The sequence below is a fragment of the Anabaenopsis elenkinii CCIBt3563 genome, from assembly GCF_015245355.1.
Lineage (GTDB): Bacteria > Cyanobacteriota > Cyanobacteriia > Cyanobacteriales > Nostocaceae > Anabaenopsis > Anabaenopsis elenkinii.
The window spans coordinates 1076749-1097088 of record NZ_CP063311.1 but is presented as its reverse complement, the minus strand read 5'-3'; the positions used below and the strand labels follow the sequence as shown (position 1 = coordinate 1097088).

The following is a 20340-nucleotide window of genomic DNA, read 5'->3' as shown; positions in this document are numbered from 1 at the left end:
CTTGGGTGTGTGTCTAATAATGTATACACCAATTCGCCCGGTGTTCCCTAAGATAAAAATCACCTGTTGAAAAGTTATCAAACATTCTCTAAAGTAACTTTTCCAACCAGCGAATATAGCTAGCAATACAATGGTCTTTAATCTGAGCAGATAAGAAGTTTAATTTCCATCGAGAACTTAATCTTATTCTTTGCGGAGCATAAAAATAACCTTGCCACCAACGAGGTAGAGAAGGTACGATATCAAGACCGTAGATAAAGTGATGGGTTTGGGGGACACGTTTGTTATAGGACTGATAGAAATTCTTATTACCTACTTTCGGTGCGCCAAAGGTATAGACTTCAATATCAGAGAGTGTGGAATTAAAATTATATTGCAGATCAAGAGCGCAGAGCGTAGCTAAAGCACCGCCTAAACTATGACCAGTGACAGTCAGACGAGAAACCTGATTAGTTTGAATATAATCATGAATTTGATATCTTACAGATAGGTAAGCATTAGCAAAGCCCCGATGAATTAAAGCCCCAGATTTTTTACCTGTAGAGTAAGGATATATTTGTTCATCTTCAGCAATAATTTCTTTTTCAATAACTTGTTGAAAAAACTCTTTTCTCTGCTTGCGGAAATTTAAATTGGTTTTCCAATCTAGGCGGGATTCACTACCACGAAAGACTATGGTAGTCTCATGGGTATCATTCAAAATAGCCAATTGAGTATCTGTCGTATCTATATTAATTAGATATGGAGGTGAAGACCAGTTAGTAAAAAAGCCATTAGAAATAACCTCAAAGTCTTTATAAATTTCTTGAGAAGCGAGTGCCATTGTCAGGGCTTTAGAATCATTAATTTCCATAGATTAGTAGTTTTACTTAATCAAAGTTTACCGCAAGTGTTTATATATATTGCCCAATTATTTGACCACTTGATTTAATAGCCGCCTGACTATTAACTTTCAAACCCTGATTATGTCAGGCTTTTGTCATCTTATCACCTATTTAGCCCAGAAAATGCCAATTGACAAAATAATTCTCTGGGTTTGGATGGTTGACAAATTACTTGTATTATGTATTTACCATAGAATATTAAAAATTACTCCCACTATGCGATCGCACACATCCTACAGGGGAACCAGAATATATAGATAGCGATCGCACAATATACCGGAATATTACCACCTGCCATAAGTACTAGGGAAATATAGGTATTAATTTATGTCATATATTTTTAGGCTAAATGTAACCAAATAGTGGTACTATCTGTTTCACAGAGTGTATAGTTACTCAAAATACAGCACTTTTCAAGTAAATAAAGTACACACCTTAATATCATCAATCTTGTGGGGTGGGTATCCTGGCGGCCCTTGTACCTACTCAGATAAAATGCGCTGTATCATCAAATAGTTATACATTCTTGTTAGCGATTATACCTTATTAACGAAGAATTATCATCAATGCAAGCCTCAGAAACTAAGTTACAACATATCATTGAAGGTACAAAACAGTATGTAGTTCCCTTATTTCAAAGAGCTTACAGTTGGAAAAAATCTGAATGGAAGGTGTTATGGGATGACATTACAGAACTCTGCTCATCAGATCATCCTAGACCTCACTTTATGGGTTCTATTGTTACTATGCCTACTGCTTCAGGGCCTGAAGGAGTAAGTAAATATTTACTAATTGATGGACAACAACGCCTAACTACAAGCTTTATTCTGCTCTGTGCTTTGCGAGACAAAGCACGGCAATCAGGAAATGAGCAACTAGGTAGAGAAATCCATGAAACTATTCTAGTTAATCAATTCAAGAAGGGTTTAGATCATTATAAATTAATGCCTACACAACTAGACCGTACAGCATTTCATCGCATCATTAATAATGAATCACCAATTGAAAATAATGTAATTTCGGAATGTTATTTATTTTTTGAAAGAGAAATTAGACACAGCAAGTTAGAGTTAGAAAAAATCAAAAGCGTTATATGTAATAATCTCTCTGTTGTCAGTGTTGTACTTAGCAATGACGATGATCCATATTTAGTCTTTGAGAATCTCAATGCTAAGGGAAGACCTCTTACCCAAGCAGACTTAATTAAAAATTATTTCTTTATGCGGATTGATGTGGAGACGCAAGACGAAGTTTATAAAAAATACTGGTCTCCTATGGAAGATATGTTAGGCGAGGATTTGACAGAATTTGTCCGTCACTATCTGACAAAAAGTGGTAAGGAAATTAAGCAAAATCAAATTTATTTTGAAATTAAAGACCGTATTAGGAAAGGAGATGAAATTTCCTACCTGAAAGACTTATATATTTTTGCTAACTACTATGCAAAACTTTTAAACCCTAAAGGAGAAGAGAAAGAAAGTATACGCAAATATCTACATCGTATTAATCGCTTAGAAATATTTACAGTATACCCTTTCCTCCTAAATTGTTATGATGAGCTATCCCAAGATAGAATTTCGGAAGGAGATTTTGTGGCGATTTTAAAAATAATCGAAAATTTCATATTACGTAGATTTATTTGTAATATTCAAACTAGAGGTTTAAATAGAGTTTTTGCCTTACTATATTCACAGGTTAGCAAAGATTCCAATTTAGCCGCAGATAGTTTTTTAGTCCGGTTAAAATCAGATTTACAAAATCGTGATTATCCAAAAGATGAGGAATTTAAATCACGATTAATGGATGTGCAATTATATGGTAAGAATCGCTCTGAAAAAGCCAAACTAATTCTTGAATCTGTGGAAGAATATTTTCAACATAAGGAGCAGGTATCTTTTGATAATCTTTCAATTGAGCACATTATGCCACAAACTTTAAATGATTGGTGGAAACAACATTTGGGTGAAGATTGGGAGGTAACCCATCAATTACTTATTCATTCTCTAGGAAACTTAACACTTACAGCTTATAATGGTGAGCTTTCTAACGAGGATTTTCCTAAGAAGCAAACTCACTTCCAGGAGAGTCATTTAGAATTAAACAAGTATTTTCATAATAAACAATCTTGGTGCAAACAAGATATACAAGAACGAGGAGAATACTTAGCTAAAATTGCTTTGCAGATATGGAGTTACTTTGGTGATGAGTCAAAACCATCACCTCAATCTCGGAGTAGTCGTAGCACTCCTAAGCTGCTTCATATATTCGGAGAAGAACATCTTGTAAAAAGTTGGCGGGATGTTTTAGAAATTACATTGAATACAATTATTGATCTAGATCCTGATAGATTCAAAGACATCATAGAACGATTTCCCCGCTTTGTAGGATGGGATGAAAAAAAATTTAGGGAATATCGAAAACTTGACAACGGGGCATTTTGTGAGGTTAATTTATCAGCAAAAGACATCCGTGCTTTTTGTCAGAAAGCAATAGAAACAGCAGAAATTACCGAGGAATGGTATGTTGATACAGTCGATGATAAGTAATGTAATATAGCATTTCCCATGCTCGTGAGGTACAAAGTTGTTTGGTTTCAGGGAACAGGGAATAGGGAATAGGGAATAGGGAATAGGGAATAGGGAATAAGGAATAGGGAATAAGGAATAGGGAATAGGCAATTGATGTGTACTTCATTAGCCTGAAAAAGGCTATATTACTGAAATATAGAAATCCGGTTTGGTTTCTGAATTGATTTGTCTTGGTAGGGAACAGGTAACAGGTAAGAAGAATTGCAGTGTGTACTGATTCTTGTTCAAAAATCAAATAGGAGTCCTATATTACTGAAATATTACCGACTTTTAAGCATCCCCCTGAGTAAAACTATAAATTTGCTGAGTTTCCAGGCGATCGCATATTGCCGAAGGTAGGGTATTAAAAGAGAAATTCTGGCGGTCTAGCTTAACTTGCAAGTTACTTAAGGGGTCACTACCATTAGAAATCAAAAATTCTAACTTATTCAGGTAGGGTAAAGTAACTAAACTATCCAGGATTTGGAAAATTGCTTGTAAGTAAGGATGGCCATTTTGCCGATACCAATTACTATCAGCCACATTTGCTTGGTCAAAACCCAAATGTACTGTTAAAGACGACTGAGCAAACAGCGCCAACCCCAGAGGGCGCGCTTCTTCCTGTAATAATAGATGATTCTGTTTAGCTAACAGTCGTAGTTGTTCTAAACGTTCATAACGCTGAGTAAATAATTGTTGGTCATCTTGCCAATTAATTGCTACTGTAACTAAGTAAGTCTGTAACAGCATATGACCCAGCTTTTGGGCTTTAGTAGCTAGGTAATAGGAATTATAATCATTAGCCTCAATCAATAACGGTAAGCGGTCAACTATTTGCAACCCATAACCCTTGAGTCCCGCAATTTTCCGGGGATTATTAGTAATCAGGCGAATTTTCTTAATCCCCAAGTCCATCAGCATTTGCGCCCCCATACCATAATCCCGCAGGTCAGCAGGAAAACCCAAGCGCTCGTTAGCTTCCACCGTATCCAGACCCATATCCTGTAAAGAATAGGCTTTGAGCTTATTAATTAAACCAATTCCCCGCCCTTCTTGTCGCAGGTAAACTACAACACCTTGACCAGCGGCTTCAATCATTTTGAGTGCTGCTTTGAGCTGCATCCGACAGTCACAGCGCAAAGAACCCAAAGCGTCACCGGTTAAACATTCCGAGTGCATCCGCACCATCACTGTTTCATCAGGGAAATTAGCCGGGTTACCCTTGACAATGGCCACGTGTTCTGTATTATCCAGAGTATGGCGATAGGCGTAAATATCAAACTGACCGAATTGGCTAGGCAGTTTAGTGACCACCTCACGGTATATTAGGCGATCGTGTTGGAGGCGATAACTAATTAAATCGGCAATACTAATAATTTTCAGATTATGCTTTTGGGCATAATCAATTAACTCCGGTAACCGCGCCATGGAACCGTCAGGGTTTTGAATTTCACAAATTACCCCAGCTGGATATAACCCCGCTAATCGAGATAAATCTACAGCGGCTTCGGTATGTCCCGCCCGTTTGAGTACACCCCCCATTTTGGCACGAATGGGGAAAATATGACCAGGGCGGCGTAAATCTGTAGGTTTAGTCCCTGGGTTGAGGGCTACTTGGATCGTGCGGGCGCGGTCTTCGGCGGAAATTCCGGTAGTAACACCTAATTCTGGACCAGCATCAATACTAACTGTAAATGCTGTTTGGTTAGTATCGGTGATGTTGGTTACCATTAATGGTAAGTCTAATTCGTCCAGGCGATCGCCCGTCATCGCCAGACAAATCAGCCCCCTCGCTTCCACCGCCATAAAATTAATCATATCTGGGGTAGCAAATTGGGCTGCACCAATTAAGTCGCCTTCATTTTCCCGATTTTCGTCATCTACTACCACAATGACACGACCTGCTTTTAAGTCTGCCAAAGCAGCATCAATGGAATCAAATTTAAAGGCTGGAGTTGAAGAGACAGCACTATCAATGTTGTCCCCAGTGGTCGGTACAACCGTGGGGGAGTCGTTCCCGTTCAGGGGAGTAGAATCAGTCTTTCGTATAGGCTTAGGCTTTGACACAGAAAATTCCAGCTACCAAAAGTAAATTTTTCTTACAATTTATTCTTTATAGATTGTAACTCTTTTATTGGCACTAGAAGTAAATTCTCAGACTGATTAGAGGTTGTTTTATAAGTTTTCAACAGGTAATTTTTATTTTAGGGAGTGGGGAACAGGGAACACACCGAACACACCGAACACACCGAACACACAAAAAACAATAAAATCAAGTCCCCTCCCCTTGCAAGGAGAGGGTGGGGTCAAACAATAGTTGATACACTAATCATAACTTTTCAGACATCCTCTTAGCTAATCAGTCCTTCTCCCCCTACCTGGGAATTGGCGGACTTGTGGAGTGTACTTAAATTCCACCTGAAAATATTAATCTTAATCTGTCGGTAAAACTGTAGATATTTTCAGATAAATGTTGATTTAGTCCAGTAAAAGTGTAAAATCTTGCCACAACCCCGTATTGAGGGGAACTGGTTATCATATGCCGTGCATCTTCTAGCTGATCTTAGAGAATTAATCACCTTAACCAACAACCGATGAGGATTTCATAATTATGGGTAATTTTAGACGCGTACCTGTGGGAATTGTTGGCGCGTCAGGTTATGGGGGAGTGCAACTAGTCAGATTACTGATGGAACATCCAGAAGTTGAACTAGTTTATTTAGGGGGTGAAAGTAGTGCAGGTCGGTCTTTTGCAGACCTCTACCCCCATCTGGCTCACTTGGTTGACTTACCAATCGAACCAGTAGAACCAGATGTCATTGCTCACCGGTGTGAGGTAGTCTTTCTATCTCTACCTAATGGCCTGGCTTGTCAAATTGCACCCCAATTGTGCGCCAAAGGATGTAAGGTACTGGATCTGAGTGCCGATTATCGATTTAGCGATTTAACAACTTATACTAATTGGTATGGCGGTCAGAGAACCGATGACGCCATCGCCGCCACCGCAGTATATGGGTTACCAGAACTTTACCGCGATCGCATTGGGGAAGCCCAGCTGGTGGGTTGTCCTGGTTGTTACCCCACTGCGAGCCTGTTAGCCCTCTCCCCCCTACTTAAACAAGGTCTCATCGTCCCTGAAAGCGCCATTATCGATGCTAAATCTGGCACATCAGGGGGAGGTAGACAGGGGAAAATTAACCTATTATTGGCTGAGGCTGATAACTCCCTGGGGGCTTATGGTGTTGTTAATCACCGCCACACCCCGGAAATTGAGCAGATTTGTAGTGATTTAGCCGGTCACGATGTCAAAGTTCAATTTACCCCCCACCTCATCCCCATGGTGCGGGGAATTTTAGCCACAGTATACGCGACACTCCGCGACCCTGGATTAGTGCGGGATGACCTGATTACCATCTATAAAGCCTTCTATCGTCACGCCCCTTGGGTGAAAGTCTGCGATAATGGTACCTATCCCCAAACTAAATGGGCTTGTGGTAGCAATCTTTGCTACATTGGCGTAGAAGTTGACCCGCGCACTCGCCGAGTGATTGTCATGTCAGCCATTGACAACCTGATTAAAGGACAGGCGGGTCAAGCTATACAGTGTTTAAACTTAATGATGGGTTGGGATGAAACCTTGGGATTGCCCCAATTAGGATTTTATCCCTAATGTGGGACATGGGGAAATAAATTCCCCTCTCCCTACTTCGGTCCTAAACCTACAGTACCCGCATACACAGCGCGATCGCCCAATTCATCCTCAATCCGGAGCAAGCGATTATATTTCGCCACCCGTTCACTGCGACAGAGGGAACCGGTCTTAATTTGACCCGCACGGGTAGCCACAGCTAAATCCGCGATGGTAGTATCTTCAGTTTCCCCAGACCTATGGCTAATTACGGAGCGGAAACCGTTCCGAGTAGCTAAATCAATGGTTTCCAAAGTTTCAGTCAGGGAGCCAATTTGATTGAGTTTAATCAAAATAGAATTACCGGCTGTTAGCTCAATCCCCTTTTGTAAGCGGGTAGCATTGGTAACAAACAAATCATCACCCACCAACTGCACCTGAGAGCCTAACTTTTGGGTGAGTAATTGCCAATTCTGCCAGTCTTCCTCATGTAACCCATCTTCAATGGATACAATAGGATATTCTGCCACTAATTGACCCAGGTAATCAATAAACTCAGCGGGAGCGTGGGGTTTACCATCATAAACATACTGTCCATTTTTGTAAAACTCACTGGCCGCTACATCCAGAGCCAAAGCCACTTCCTCCCCTGGTTTGTAACCAGCTTGTTTAATCGCCGCTACCAATAATTCTAAAGCCACCTGATTGGACTCTAGGTTAGGAGCAAAACCCCCCTCATCTCCCACACCAGTCAGTAAACCTTTGTCATCTAACACCTTGCTGAGAGTAGCAAACACCTCCGCACCCCAGCGCAAAGCCTCCCGGAAAGAAGACGCACCAATGGGGACAATCATAAACTCTTGAAAATCCACATTATTTGCAGCGTGTGCGCCCCCGTTAATCACATTCATTAAGGGTACAGGTAACAAATTCGCCAATGGTCCGCCTAAGTAGCGATAGAGGGGAATACCCAAGGACTCCGCCCCGGCTTTGGCTGCTGCCAAGGAAATGGCTAAAATTGCATTAGCCCCTAAATTGGCTTTGTTAGGGGAACCATCTGTAGCGAGCATCGTCCGGTCTAACAGTTCTTGGTTGAGCACATCCAAGCCTAGTAATTTTGGTGCTAATACCTGATTGGCATTTTGTACCGCTTTGAGTACCCCCTTACCACCATAGCGGCTTTTGTCCCCATCCCGCAGCTCGTGGGCTTCAAAGGTTCCGGTGGAAGCACCACTGGGAACCTGAGCTACTCCCACACCACCACCAACTAAATGTACTTCCGCTTCCACTGTCGGCCTCCCCCGGGAATCCAGAATTTCCCGAGCTACAATGGCCTCAATTGCAGTATCAATAAATTTACTCATCCGTGCTTCATCCTTTTTGCTCAGTCTGTCGTTAGGGTTGAACTATTACAGTTTATTCATAACCCAATGGTTAGCATAAGGGGTACTGGGGCAAATTCCACCCAGATTAAACAAGATTTCCAATGTGGGGTCTAGGTGGGGCGATCGCTTTACCCCCATTGTCTGATATCCTACTAAGTAGTATCAAGGATATCCTGGAATTTGCCCCTTTCTTATTTTTCCGATTATCGAAAATATAGTGGGAGGGTGAGAACCCCTCCGCTTCAGCGAGGGTAAGGATTGATAATTTTAACTGGTGTCATTTGAAAATCATCAACATTGCGGGTAACTAAAATCAACTTATGATCATGTGCTGTCGCCGCAATCAGACTATCCATTACAGCTAACTTTTTACCTTGCAATTCTGCATTTGCAGAAAATTTTGCCCAACTATCTAAAATCTCATCATTTATCGGTAAAATCCGAGAATAAAATTCCATTTCTACTTTTTGTAGCCATATTTTTAGTTTTTTATATCGTTCCGGCTGTGAGTTTTGGATTTTATAAATTCCTTTTTTTATTTCAGCAATAGTAAGACTACTTAAAAATAGCTGTTCAATTGATTGTTGATTAAACCATTGACTAACTTGGGGGTTGGAAACTTTTTTAACAAACTCAGACATTATACAAGTGTCAATTAGATAAGTCATATTTCAAAGTTCCTACCTGTGTCTCTATCACGTTCAAACAACGAGGCGATATCATCTTCGGCCGATTCATCATCTATAAAACGTAATCGCTCAAATAAAGGCAGTTCTTTTTTTTGTTGCTGTAAGTAATTGGATAGTATTTTAATGACTGCTTCCTGGGCATTTTCATAGTGACTAACTGCGATAATCTCATTAATTAGTTCATCATCTATTGTGATAATGGTCATTGTTTTCCCCATTTTTAATAAGTTGTATAATTATACAGAGCAATGGCAATCTCCCGCAGCCAGTCGCTCTGGTTAAAAGTTTCGGTCTGGCTAAGGCTCTCAGGTAGGTTTAAGGTAATTTGCATTGGTTAGCCCTCACGCGCTCACCCTTTTATGTTATATAATTTATATCAAATAAATATATCATTAGCGGTGGTGGAAAGCCGCGATCGCGATCGCTCCCCCACCAAGCAGCCGAGGAATAAATTAAGCGTCTGATAGCGAAAGTCCACTAAAAGTGGACTATTAGGTTACATAAAATACTCTGGGCAAGCCAGACCCGATTTATTATAATGTTATATTTAACACTCATTCAGTCGGATTCATCCGACTTCCGCTTTTAGACGGGGGTTTCTAACCCCCGGCTCTCTGAGCAAATCCATTGTAATAGTATCGAATTTACACAGGCGATGCGATCGCCTGTGTTGTCCTCCCCAACCTCAGCTATTCTGGTGTATAAACAAATTCTAAAGCTCTTTTAAATGCTGCGGCGTTTTTAAAGTGAATCTGTGGTTTTTCTACCAGTCCTAAATCAATCACCTCAGCTAATTTCTTGGGAATATTTGCATCCCTTTGGCGAATCGGTATAGGCTCATTTTCTAAGATTGATAACAGGGGATCCTTGGTAAAATTCCTGGCATAAGTACCTGTGAGCATATTATACAAGGATGCCGCTACTGCCCACACATCTGCTTCTGGCTGTACATACTTGAAGTTTAATAGCTGTTGACGACACATAAAACGCGGGCTTCCCGCTTTTGTCCCTGTCAGGGAATGTCCACTTAACCCAGCTAAATCAAAGGCTTTGGCTAAACCATAGTCAGCAATTTTAGCTGTAACTTGATCACCCTGACGAGTGAGTAACATATTCGCAGGTTTTAAGTCTCTATGGACTAACCCCTTACCCTTGCCAATTCTACCATCCCTTAATCTGACATTGGGGATTTCGGCACTATGGGTATATACCAATCCATCCAGAATTTGCAGGATGATGGGAACGGCAATGTTAATAGGCAGTTTACCATCATATTTAGCCATTAAATCGGCAACACTGCCTACGTTACAATATTCCATAGTTAAAAATAAAATTCCTTGAAAATACCCATAGTTTTTAAATTGCACTACATGGGGATGTGTTAAAGCCTTTGTATTCTCTGCTTCCCGTAAAAAATTCTGGATGGCTTTTTTGTTCTCCATGTGGGCTGGTAACATCACCTTGATGGCTATAGGTTCTCCAGTATTTTCGTCTTTTGCTAAATAAACTTCTCCAAATCCTCCTTTCCCTAGTAGTTTAATATCTCTATATCCCTTGAGGGGTAGTAATTCTGGTTGTTGTTCCTTAGCAGCTAATCTTAACCACCTTGTAATAATTTCTCGAAAGTTAACCTTCTGTTCATCGGGATAATTGGTATTACTAGAATCGGAATTAACGGGTATATCTATTTGGGCTGATGGGTATTGAATGCTGACATGAAATACCGTATTTCCCAGTTGGATTTTGTCTTGATTTTGTAGGTCGTATTCGGGAAAGTTTAATTTTGTCCCCTGTTCTGGGGTTTGATCTTTTGACCTTTGACCAATTTTTGTTCCGTTAACATAAGTACCATTTAAACTGCCAAAATCCCTAATTCTCACACGGGGAGGACTAATGTCTAATAAGCAATGATATCGAGATATAGAACTGTGTTCTGTGTCACTTGGCAACTTAATGTTACACTCGGAGCTTCTACCTATAATACAGGTGGTGCGCTCTGTGAAAGTATATTGTTGCCCTTGTAGTTTGCCCTGTGTAACAGTTAAGGTAATTTCACTAGGCATAATGTGGGAATTGATTTTACCTTGACTATTTTAAAAGTAAGATGAAGAGGTTGTAAATGTTTTGGTGTGGGTGATAATATTTACTCATACCACTGGTATTTCCTGTCCCCTGTTGATGGAAGATTCCTCAGTGTCCTACCAAGGGACTGGGACGGGCGATCGCGAAGCGCTGCTGCAAGCAGATCGCCTACAGCAGTCTGGCTTTAAAATAGAAGAAGAATAAAATACAAGTCAGAATTAACAGTAAGGTGAATATGCGATTACTACACACAATGCTCAGAGTAGGTAACCTAGAAGAATCTTTGAAATTCTACTGCGAAATCCTGGGGATGAAACTGTTACGCCAAAAAGACTACCCTGGTGGGGAATTTACCTTGGCGTTTATTGGTTACGGCGATGAAAGCCAAAACACCGTGATAGAATTAACTTATAATTGGGGAGTGGAAAAGTACGACTTAGGTAACGCCTATGGTCACATCGCCTTGGGTGTAGATGATATTTATACCACTTGTGAGGCAATCAAAGAACAGGGTGGTAAGGTAACCCGGGAACCAGGACCGATGAAACACGGTTCTACAGTTATTGCTTTTGTAGAAGACCCGGATGGATATAAAATTGAACTAATTCAGATGGGAACTCAAGGGTCAGCAGTCAAAGCAAACTAGTAAAATGACCTAGATAAGATAGCCTTTCAGGGATGGGCGGCTTTGGGTCTGACACTCATCGGCTACAATTGCTCAGGACAATTGCTCAGGAAACTCTTCCCAATCTTCACCCCATGACAAGAGTTTTATCCTAGAAATACTCTTAATGTTTGCATAACTGTTTGGGGTGTGGTGACTGGCAAAATCATTAAAATAATTGAGGATGACTAAACAAGATTTTCATCCTAGGCTAATTACAGGGAAACAGGCCAGAGTGTCAAACACTAAAGCCAGACCGTCACCCAAAACTCATAGATTAAAACTTTTCTGAACCTACCCAATCTCAAACCCTTTAAAGATGCAGCCTACAGATCCCAATAAATTTACTGATACAGCCTGGGAAGCGATTGTCAAATCTCAGGATATAGTGCGTGGATATCAACAACAACAATTAGAAGTAGAACATTTAATTATAGCCCTTTTACAAGAACCTAGCAGTTTAGCTGTGCGGATATTCACCCGCGCTGAGATTGATACCCTGCGTTTACAACAGCAGTTAGAAGCCTTTACCAAGCGTCAACCCAAGGTGGGGAAAAATGATCAGCTTTATCTGGGTCGCTCTTTAGATATGTTGCTAGATAAGGCGGAAGAAACCAGGCTAAGAATGGAGGATGCTTATATCTCAGTAGAACATATCATTTTGGCTTTTGCCGATGATGAACGGATTGGAAAACGGATTCTCAAAAGTTTTGACACCGACAGCGCTAAGTTAGCAACTCACATTAAAAGTGTTCGCGGTACCCAAAAGGTGACAGACCAAAACCCAGAATCTCGCTATGAAGCACTACAAAAATTTGGTAGAGATTTAACTGAACAAGCTAAAGCAGGAAAATTAGACCCGGTAATTGGGAGAGATGACGAAATTCGCCGGGTAATTCAGGTATTATCTCGCCGCAGTAAGAATAACCCCGTGCTGATTGGGGAACCAGGGGTGGGTAAAACTGCGATCGCCGAAGCTCTAGCACAGCGTATGGTTAATGGCGATGTCCCGGAATCTCTAAAAAATCGTCAATTAATTTCCTTAGATATTGGTAGTTTAATCGCCGGGGCGAAATTGCGGGGGGAATTTGAAGAACGCCTGAAAACAGTTCTGAAGGAAGTCACCGAGTCTAACGGTCAAATTGTCCTATTTATCGATGAACTACACACCGTTGTCGGTACTGGTTCAAGTCAACAAGGAGCTATGGATGCGGGTAACTTACTCAAACCCATGTTAGCCCGGGGAGAATTACGCTGTATTGGGGCGACCACCTTAGATGAATACAGGAAATTTATTGAAAAAGACGCAGCTCTAGAACGCCGTTTTCAGCAGGTTGTCGTCGGTCAACCCAGTGTAGAAAATACCATTTCTATTCTCCGGGGGTTAAAGGAAAGGTACGAAGTTCACCACAATGTCAAAATTTCTGACTCAGCTTTAGTCGCCGCTGCTACTTTATCCGCCCGTTATATTGCTGACCGCTTTTTACCAGATAAGGCCATAGACTTGGTAGATGAAGCTGCGGCTCAGTTGAAAATGGAAATTACCTCTAAACCAGCGGAATTAGAAGCTATTGACCGCCGCTTGATGCAGCTGGAAATGGAAAAGCTCTCTTTGGCGGGGGAAGAAAAGGAAACCGCCCCAGCTAGGGAGCGCTTTGAGCGCATTGAAGAAGAAATTGCCAGTTTGACGGTGAAACAACAACAGTTTAATGAACAATGGCAAGGGGAAAAACAGTTATTAGAGGCTATTAGTAGCTTAAAAAAAGAAGAGGACGCTTTGCGGGTGCAAATTGAGCAGGCAGAAAGAGCCTATGATTTGAATAAAGCAGCCCAGTTAAAGTATGGTAAACTCGAAGGGGTGCAACGCGATCGCGAAGCTAAAGAAGCCCAACTATTAGAAATTCAAAGCCAAGGCTCTACATTGTTGCGAGAACAAGTCACCGAAGCCGACATCGCCGAAATTGTCGCTAAGTGGACTGGTATACCGGTAAATCGCCTCTTAGCCTCGGAACGCCAAAAACTCCTAAAACTGGAACAACATTTACATCAACGGGTAATTGGACAGCAGGAAGCAGTTACCGCCGTATCCGCAGCCATTCGCCGCGCCCGTGCGGGAATGAAAGACCCCGGCCGTCCCATTGGTTCATTCCTGTTTATGGGACCCACAGGGGTAGGTAAAACTGAACTAGCGAGGGCTTTAGCGCAGTTTCTCTTTGATTCCGATGATGCTTTGGTGCGTTTGGATATGTCTGAGTATATGGAAAAACACTCCGTATCTCGCCTGGTGGGTGCGCCTCCAGGATATGTGGGTTATGAGGAAGGGGGTCAACTTTCCGAAGCTGTGCGCCGTCACCCCTATTCCGTGGTGCTACTAGATGAAGTCGAAAAAGCCCACCCAGATGTATTTAATATATTACTGCAAGTTTTAGATGATGGGAGAATTACTGACTCTCAGGGTAGAGTCGTAGATTTCCGCAATACCGTCATAGTCATGACTAGTAACATCGGCAGCGAATATATTTTAGATGTGTCCGGGGATGACAGTAAGTATGAAATGATGCAAAAACGGGTCACAGATGCACTGCGATCGCACTTCCGCCCAGAATTTCTCAACCGAGTAGATGATATCATCCTCTTCCACCCCCTGAGCCGTGGAGAAATGCGGGACATCATCCGCATCCAACTAAAACGGGTAGAAAACCTGCTCCGAGAGCAGAAAATCTCCTTTGACATCTCCGCCGCCGCCTGTGATTATTTAGTAGAAGTAGGCTATGACCCAATTTACGGCGCCCGTCCTTTAAAAAGAGCAATTCAGCGAGAAGTAGAAAACCCCCTAGCTACGAAATTATTAGAAAATACCTTCATCCCTGGAGACACCATTTACATCGATAAACAAGACCATGGTTTAACCTTTAGTAAAACAATCCCCCTCAAAGTGACCATTTCACCATCAACCCTCACAGTATTAGAGTCAAAAAGCCAGTAAAAAGTTCTGTTCTCCCCTAGGGTAGACCTAACTATCTCAGCCGAGATACGGAAATCCGAATCATACCATGGGGGGGAAACAATGCTCAAATTCCGGTGCAATGACCAGGACTATACCTTTAAAATTCTATAGGTAAACAAGTCTGATAGGGTAGCATGGCGTCAGCCATATCCTGCTGCTATCTCAAATCATAGCTTTATATCTTCACATCAAACTTACCAGTCATGCTCGAACAAGGCACTATCAGTATTCATACTGAAAATATTTTCCCCATTATCAAAAAGTCCCTGTACTCAGACCATCAAATCTTCTTCCGGGAATTAGTATCTAACGCCGTTGACGCCATCCAAAAGCTGAATATGGTATCCCGTGCTGGGGAATTTACCGGCGATATCGGTGAACCAGAAATTCAAATTACCATCGATAAGGGTAAAAAAACCCTAGCCATCAGCGATAATGGCATTGGTATGACCGCCGAGGAAGTGAAAAAATATATCAATCAGGTGGCTTTCTCCAGTGCTGAAGAATTTATTCACAAGTATGAAGGTAAATCAGACCAACCGATAATTGGTCACTTCGGTTTGGGTTTCTACTCCTCCTTTATGGTAGCGCAGAAAGTAGAAATTGATACACTGTCCTATAAAGAAGGGGCGGAAGCTGTTCACTGGACCTGTGACGGTTCCCCAGCTTTTACTTTAGATGAGTCCACCCGCAGCACACGCGGTACTACTATTACTCTCACCCTCCAGGGAGAGGAAGAAGAATTTTTAGAAGCAGCACGCATTAGGAATCTTGTCCAGACTTATTGCGACTTCATGCCAGTGCCGATTAAACTGGAGGGTGAAGTTTTGAATAGGCAAAAGGCACCTTGGCGGGAGTCTGCTCATAACCTCACCCAGGAAGATTACTTAGAATTTTATCGCTATTTGTACCCCTTTCAGGAAGAACCACTGTTATGGGTGCATTTAAATACTGATTACCCCTTTATTATTAACGGGATTTTGTATTTCCCTAAAATGCGCCCCGATGTCGATGTGACTAAAGGACAAATCAAGCTGTTCTGTAATCAAGTTTTTGTCAGCGATAACTGTGAAGAAATTATACCCCAGTTCCTGCTGCCAATGCGGGGTGTGATTGATAGTACAGATATTCCCTTGAATGTCTCCCGCAGCGCATTACAAGGCGATCGCACAGTCCGCAAAATCGGCGACTATATAGCCAAAAAAGTAGGCGATCGCCTCAAAGAATTATACCGCGACCACCGCGACCAATACATCAATGCTTGGAAAGACCTCGGCACCTTCGTAAAATTCGGTGTTCTCAACGACGAGAAATTTAAAAAACAAATGGAAGACATCATCATCTTCCGCACCACAGCCAAACCAGAGGAAAAAGCCCAAACCCCCACATCAGAAGGAGATGCGTGGGAAACTACCACCTCTAACTCATCCCCTCTACCATACACAACCCTGAAAGAATATCTAGAACGTAATCAAGAACGTCACAAAAACCGCGTATTCTACAGCACCGATGAAGCCAGTCAAGCTACATACATAGAACTCCACAAAAACCAAGGCTTAGAAGTCCTATTTATGGACTCATTCATCGATACCCACTTTATCAACTTCCTAGAGCGGGAATACTCCGATGTGAAATTTACCCGGGTAGACTCCGACCTAGATAATACCCTGCTGGACAAAGACAAAACCGGGGAAATAGTTGACCCCAAAACCAATAAAACCAAGAGCGAGATCATTAAAGAAATCTTTGAAAAATCCCTCAACAAACCCAGAGTTAACATCCGCACCGAAGCCTTAAAATCAGATGACCCCCAAGGAACACCACCAGCAATGGTACTCTTACCAGAAATTATGCGTCGTATGCGGGAAATGAACGCCATGATGCAACAGCAAAATACAGAATTTCCCGAAGACCATATTTTATTGGTGAATACCGCTCACCCCCTGATTCAAAACTTAGCAAATCTCAACCAAGGTAGTATTATTCAGGGAGATGGTCAATCCTCCACACAGCCATTAGTTACCATGATTTGTCAACACGTCTATGATTTAGCTCTCATGACTCAAAAAGGATTTGACGCCCAGGGAATGAAATCCTTTGTTGAGCGCTCTAATCAAGTGTTGACTAAGCTAACAGAACAAACCAGCAAATAGAAACACACGCCCTCTTGGGGACTACAATAGAAAGGTTGTATTCAAATAGAAACTTGGAGATAGTTGCTATGTCTCGTCGCTGCGAATTGACTGGTAAAAAAGCTAACAACGCCTTTGCCATCTCTCACTCTCACCGCCGTACCAAACGCCTACAACACGCTAATCTACAAGAAAAACGTGTTTGGTGGGCTGGTGGTAATCGCTGGGTAAAAATGAAGCTCTCTACCAAAGCCATCAAAACCCTAGAAACCAAAGGCTTAGAAGCCATGGCTAAAGAAGCTGGAATTAATCTCAATCATTATTAAGCTTTTCCAAAAGGTATCAAGTACAAGATTTAATTTTTACTATTTACCTGAGAGACAATACTTACACCCCCCCAAGTGGGGGTTTTTTCAGCCAATTATAAAAAACCTACCCTTGTGAGGTAACACCCTCCCTCTAGCTTAGAGATAATTACTTATATATAATGTGCTAAAACTCTTAGAGATTCATCAACAACACTTAATTATTTTTACTCGCTACCCAGAACCAGGGAAAACAAAAACCCGACTTATACCCGCTTTGGGTGCAGTGGGTGCTGCCAATTTACAACGACAAATGACAGAATATACCTTATTACAGGTGCAAGCACTGGCAAAAACTACCCCTATATCCTGGGAAGTACGTTTTACTGGTGGTAACTACCAACTGATGGTAGATTGGCTAGGGGATGATTTACTCTACCATACCCAAGGAGAGGGAAATCTAGGTTCCCGCATGGGGCGATCGCTAACTCTGGCCTACAAATCTGGCGCTCAAAAAGTAATTATTATTGGTGTAGATTGTCCCGGAATCAATGCTCACATTCTCACTCAAGCCTTTGAGCAGCTACACACTCATGACCTGGTATTGGGGCCAGCTATTGATGGCGGTTATTACTTGATTGGCTTGTGTCGCCCCTTCCCAGAATTATTCGTTAATATCGATTGGGGAACTTCTCAAGTTTTACAACAAACACTCAATATTGCTCAACAGCTAAAAATATCAGTTTCTTTGTTACCTCCCTTAGCTGACGTGGATCTTCCAGAAGATTTGGCGACTTGGGAACAGTATAAGGTTTAAATGATAAAAATATAATCAGATATAGTTAGATGTAATCATTTATGGTAGATTTTGGGAATGAAACTATCTGACTACGCTAAATCAAAGGGAATAAGTTACCAGACTGCTTGGAGGATGTGGAAACGTGGTGAACTTAAAGCTACTCAGCTTCCTACAGGTACAGTCATCGTTGATGTACAAAAAACCTTTGAAGGAGTTGTGATTTATACGAGAGTATCTAGTGCTGAAAATAAAAGCAATTTAGACGGTCAAGCACAAAGGCTTGTACGCTACTGCGAAGCTAAAGGGTATCAAGTAAAGAAAATAGTTAAAGAAGTGGGAAGTGGAGTTAATGACAACCGAAAAAAATTAGTTGCGTTGCTAAATGAAGATGATTATAAAATTATTGTTGTTGAGCATAAAGATAGATTAACCAGGGTGGGTTTTAATTATCTGAAAGTCTTACTAAACAAGCAAGGGAAAGATATTGAGGTAGTAAATCTTGCAGAAGAAGAAACTGAAGATATTATGCAAGACTTGATCTCAATCATAACTAGCTTCTGTGCGAGAATCTATGATCTAAGAAGAAGGAAAAGAAAAACTGAGTGCATTGTTAAATGTCTGGAGTCAGAATACGATTAGTTGAACGACACATAATCAAAAGAAATAACAAGTGGTTTGGGGTGATTTATCAAATGTCTTTTTTATCAAAAAACCTATTCAACTGTGCTGTTTATTTATGTCGTCAAGCCTTTTTCAATAGTCAACCAATAAATCAGCTAGTCAGACAAAACATCACGCATTTGATTATAGGTAAAAACGAGAATTGGAAGCAAAGCATTAACTTGGGAAGTAAGACCAATCAAAACTTTACTAATATTCCCCATGCTCGATTTATCCAGCAACTAGAATATATAGCAACCGCCAAGGAGGTTAGGACGCAAAAAGCAAGACATCCTCAATGGCATCTCGTAAAGAATCAAACCGCTCAAGTTTTTTGCGGATTCGACTTTTTAACCAAGACCAACATTTTTCAATCTGATTCAGGTCTGGAGAATAAGGTGGTAGGTACAGCACTTCACACCCTGCGTACTGAATCAGTTGTTGAATGCGCCCACCTTTATGAAATGTGGCATTATCCATCACCACAACCTGTCCTGGTTTGAGTGTGGGAAGCAAACAAGCTTCAAGCCAAGTCTCAAATACTATTCGATTACACGCACCCTCAACAGTGAAAGGAGCTATCAGCTTATGGTTACACAGCGCGGCAATTATGTTCACCCGACCTTGACGACGACCTGATTTAAGTGCATGGAAGCGCTGTCCTTTTGAATTCCAACCGTAATCATACTGGTCTCGGTTGTCCATTCCTGACTCATCGAGGTATACAATCTTCTCCACAGGTAACTCAGACAACTGCGTTACGAAAGCCTGTCGTTTGACCTCATCGCGCTCACGGTAGCCATAAGTCTTTTTTTTCGCGTAAAACCAATTTTTTTCAAAGCTCTTGAGATTGTGCGATCGCTAATTTCTTCAGGCCAAAGTGAGGCCATCTCTACTTGGGTTTTCTCGCCATGTACGGAAGCGAACTCACGAAATTTTTCCCAATCGGTAATTTTGTGACCATTCCCAGGACGCTGATTAGGCAAGGCTTGGAAGTCCCCCGTTTCGGTTTTTCGCTTCAACCATAGGGTGATGGTGTTGCGACTAATATTAAACATTTGACTGGCTTGAGTTTTCTTCAAGCCATCGAGTTCAATCGCTTGGATTACTTTTTGACGAAGGTCGTAACTGTACGGTTTGGGCATATACCTGTAGCAAGCGATCGCTTCACATGAAAAGGGACTACTTATAGTTTATGCTTAAATTACCTTGGCGGTTGCTATAAATCTAAACTCGCTGGAATCAAGGTGCAAACCAATGAAGAGAGCTACACTTCAAAATGTAGTTTTCTAGATTTTGAACCTATCAAAAAGCATAAACACTATTTAGGTAAAAGAATCAACAGAGGTTTATTTAGGTCTAAGTCTGGGAAAATATATTCAGCAGACTTGAATGGTTCCCTAAATATATTAAGAAAGGTAGCTGGGGACTCTATCTTTGATGGAAACTCAGTAGAGAGGCTTGTAGTTAGCCCAGTAAGGTTTAGACCTTACCAAGCTAAAAATATTTGACTATATTTTTAGTAACTATTCAGGTAA

The 20340-nt window shown here is 41.4% G+C and carries 16 protein-coding genes and 1 pseudogene; 10 read left to right on the top strand and 7 right to left on the bottom strand.

Going from position 1 to position 20340, the window contains the following annotated elements; genetic code table 11:
- Nucleotides 1-88 precede the first annotated feature (88 nt).
- Nucleotides 89-853: a lipase family protein gene (locus IM676_RS04905; protein WP_200989183.1), complete on the bottom strand. Its 765-nt coding sequence runs from the start codon at nucleotides 851-853 to the stop codon at nucleotides 89-91.
- Between the two features lie 597 nt (nucleotides 854-1450).
- Here IM676_RS04905 and IM676_RS04900 point away from each other — a divergent pair.
- Nucleotides 1451-3430 (top strand): DUF262 domain-containing protein, encoded by a 1980-nt coding sequence (locus IM676_RS04900; RefSeq protein ID WP_200989182.1) that lies wholly within the window; start codon nucleotides 1451-1453, stop codon nucleotides 3428-3430.
- A gap of 312 nt (nucleotides 3431-3742) precedes the next feature.
- On the opposite strand, the gene ribBA is transcribed toward IM676_RS04900, so the two are convergent.
- Nucleotides 3743-5518, bottom strand: coding sequence for a bifunctional 3,4-dihydroxy-2-butanone-4-phosphate synthase/GTP cyclohydrolase II (ribBA, locus tag IM676_RS04895; RefSeq protein WP_225880453.1), 1776 nt, complete (start codon nucleotides 5516-5518; stop codon nucleotides 3743-3745).
- Nucleotides 5519-6062: 544 nt separating this feature from the next.
- On the opposite strand from ribBA, the gene argC reads away from it, so the two are divergent.
- Nucleotides 6063-7121 (top strand): N-acetyl-gamma-glutamyl-phosphate reductase, encoded by a 1059-nt coding sequence (gene argC / locus IM676_RS04890; RefSeq protein ID WP_200989181.1) that lies wholly within the window; start codon nucleotides 6063-6065, stop codon nucleotides 7119-7121.
- A gap of 32 nt (nucleotides 7122-7153) precedes the next feature.
- Here the strand turns inward: argC and eno are convergent, their stop codons facing one another.
- The 4 genes from eno to IM676_RS04870 form a co-directional block, all read right to left on the bottom strand.
- The gene (gene eno / locus IM676_RS04885) at nucleotides 7154-8443 is read right to left on the bottom strand and encodes a phosphopyruvate hydratase (RefSeq protein WP_200989180.1); all 1290 of its coding nucleotides are present in this window, start codon (nucleotides 8441-8443) and stop codon (nucleotides 7154-7156) included.
- A 263-nt stretch (nucleotides 8444-8706) separates the two neighbouring features.
- Entirely contained in the window at nucleotides 8707-9132 is a 426-nt protein-coding gene (locus IM676_RS04880; protein WP_200989179.1) for a type II toxin-antitoxin system VapC family toxin, read from the bottom strand.
- Nucleotides 9129-9359, bottom strand: coding sequence for a type II toxin-antitoxin system VapB family antitoxin (locus IM676_RS04875; protein WP_200989178.1), 231 nt, complete (start codon nucleotides 9357-9359; stop codon nucleotides 9129-9131). Before IM676_RS04875 ends, IM676_RS04880 begins: the two co-directional genes overlap by 4 nt.
- Before the next feature lie 483 nt (nucleotides 9360-9842).
- Nucleotides 9843-11216 carry a protein kinase domain-containing protein gene (locus tag IM676_RS04870; protein ID WP_200989177.1) on the bottom strand — a complete coding sequence of 458 codons (1374 nt, stop codon included), beginning with the start codon at nucleotides 11214-11216 and terminating at the stop codon, nucleotides 9843-9845.
- Nucleotides 11217-11286: 70 nt separating this feature from the next.
- On the opposite strand from IM676_RS04870, the gene IM676_RS19740 reads away from it, so the two are divergent.
- The 7 genes from IM676_RS19740 to IM676_RS04840 all read left to right on the top strand — a co-directional run bounded on the left by IM676_RS19740 (nucleotide 11287) and on the right by IM676_RS04840 (nucleotide 18781).
- A complete protein-coding gene (locus tag IM676_RS19740) occupies nucleotides 11287-11439 on the top strand; it encodes a hypothetical protein (RefSeq protein WP_225880452.1) in 153 nt (50 codons plus the stop codon).
- Between the two features lie 31 nt (nucleotides 11440-11470).
- A complete protein-coding gene (gloA, locus tag IM676_RS04865; protein WP_200989176.1) occupies nucleotides 11471-11881 on the top strand; it encodes a lactoylglutathione lyase in 411 nt (136 codons plus the stop codon).
- Between the two features lie 337 nt (nucleotides 11882-12218).
- Nucleotides 12219-14885, top strand: coding sequence for an ATP-dependent chaperone ClpB (gene clpB / locus IM676_RS04860; RefSeq protein ID WP_200989175.1), 2667 nt, complete (start codon nucleotides 12219-12221; stop codon nucleotides 14883-14885).
- A 224-nt stretch (nucleotides 14886-15109) separates the two neighbouring features.
- Nucleotides 15110-17059 (top strand): molecular chaperone HtpG, encoded by a 1950-nt coding sequence (gene htpG, locus IM676_RS04855; RefSeq protein WP_200989174.1) that lies wholly within the window; start codon nucleotides 15110-15112, stop codon nucleotides 17057-17059.
- A 68-nt stretch (nucleotides 17060-17127) separates the two neighbouring features.
- On the top strand, nucleotides 17128-17364 hold the full coding sequence (gene rpmB, locus IM676_RS04850; protein WP_200989173.1) for a 50S ribosomal protein L28: 237 nt from the start codon (nucleotides 17128-17130) through the stop codon (nucleotides 17362-17364).
- 163 nt (nucleotides 17365-17527) lie between these two features.
- Complete coding sequence (locus IM676_RS04845) at nucleotides 17528-18160, top strand: TIGR04282 family arsenosugar biosynthesis glycosyltransferase (RefSeq protein WP_200989172.1); 633 nt, start codon at nucleotides 17528-17530, stop codon at nucleotides 18158-18160.
- A 51-nt stretch (nucleotides 18161-18211) separates the two neighbouring features.
- Nucleotides 18212-18781: an IS607 family transposase gene (locus IM676_RS04840; RefSeq protein WP_200989171.1), complete on the top strand. Its 570-nt coding sequence runs from the start codon at nucleotides 18212-18214 to the stop codon at nucleotides 18779-18781.
- Between the two features lie 291 nt (nucleotides 18782-19072).
- Here the strand turns inward: IM676_RS04840 and IM676_RS04835 are convergent.
- Nucleotides 19073-19947 (bottom strand): IS630 family transposase gene (locus tag IM676_RS04835; RefSeq protein ID WP_200987318.1). Its coding sequence is split into 2 segments (ribosomal slippage): nucleotides 19073-19615 and nucleotides 19618-19947, totalling 873 coding nucleotides; the frame shifts between segments, so codons are not numbered across the junction.
- An 87-nt stretch (nucleotides 19948-20034) separates the two neighbouring features.
- Between IM676_RS04835 and IM676_RS20180 the strand changes: the two are divergent.
- Nucleotides 20035-20313: pseudogene (locus IM676_RS20180) on the top strand (RNA-guided endonuclease InsQ/TnpB family protein); the annotation flags it as partial.
- Between the last annotated feature and the right edge of the window lie 27 nt (nucleotides 20314-20340).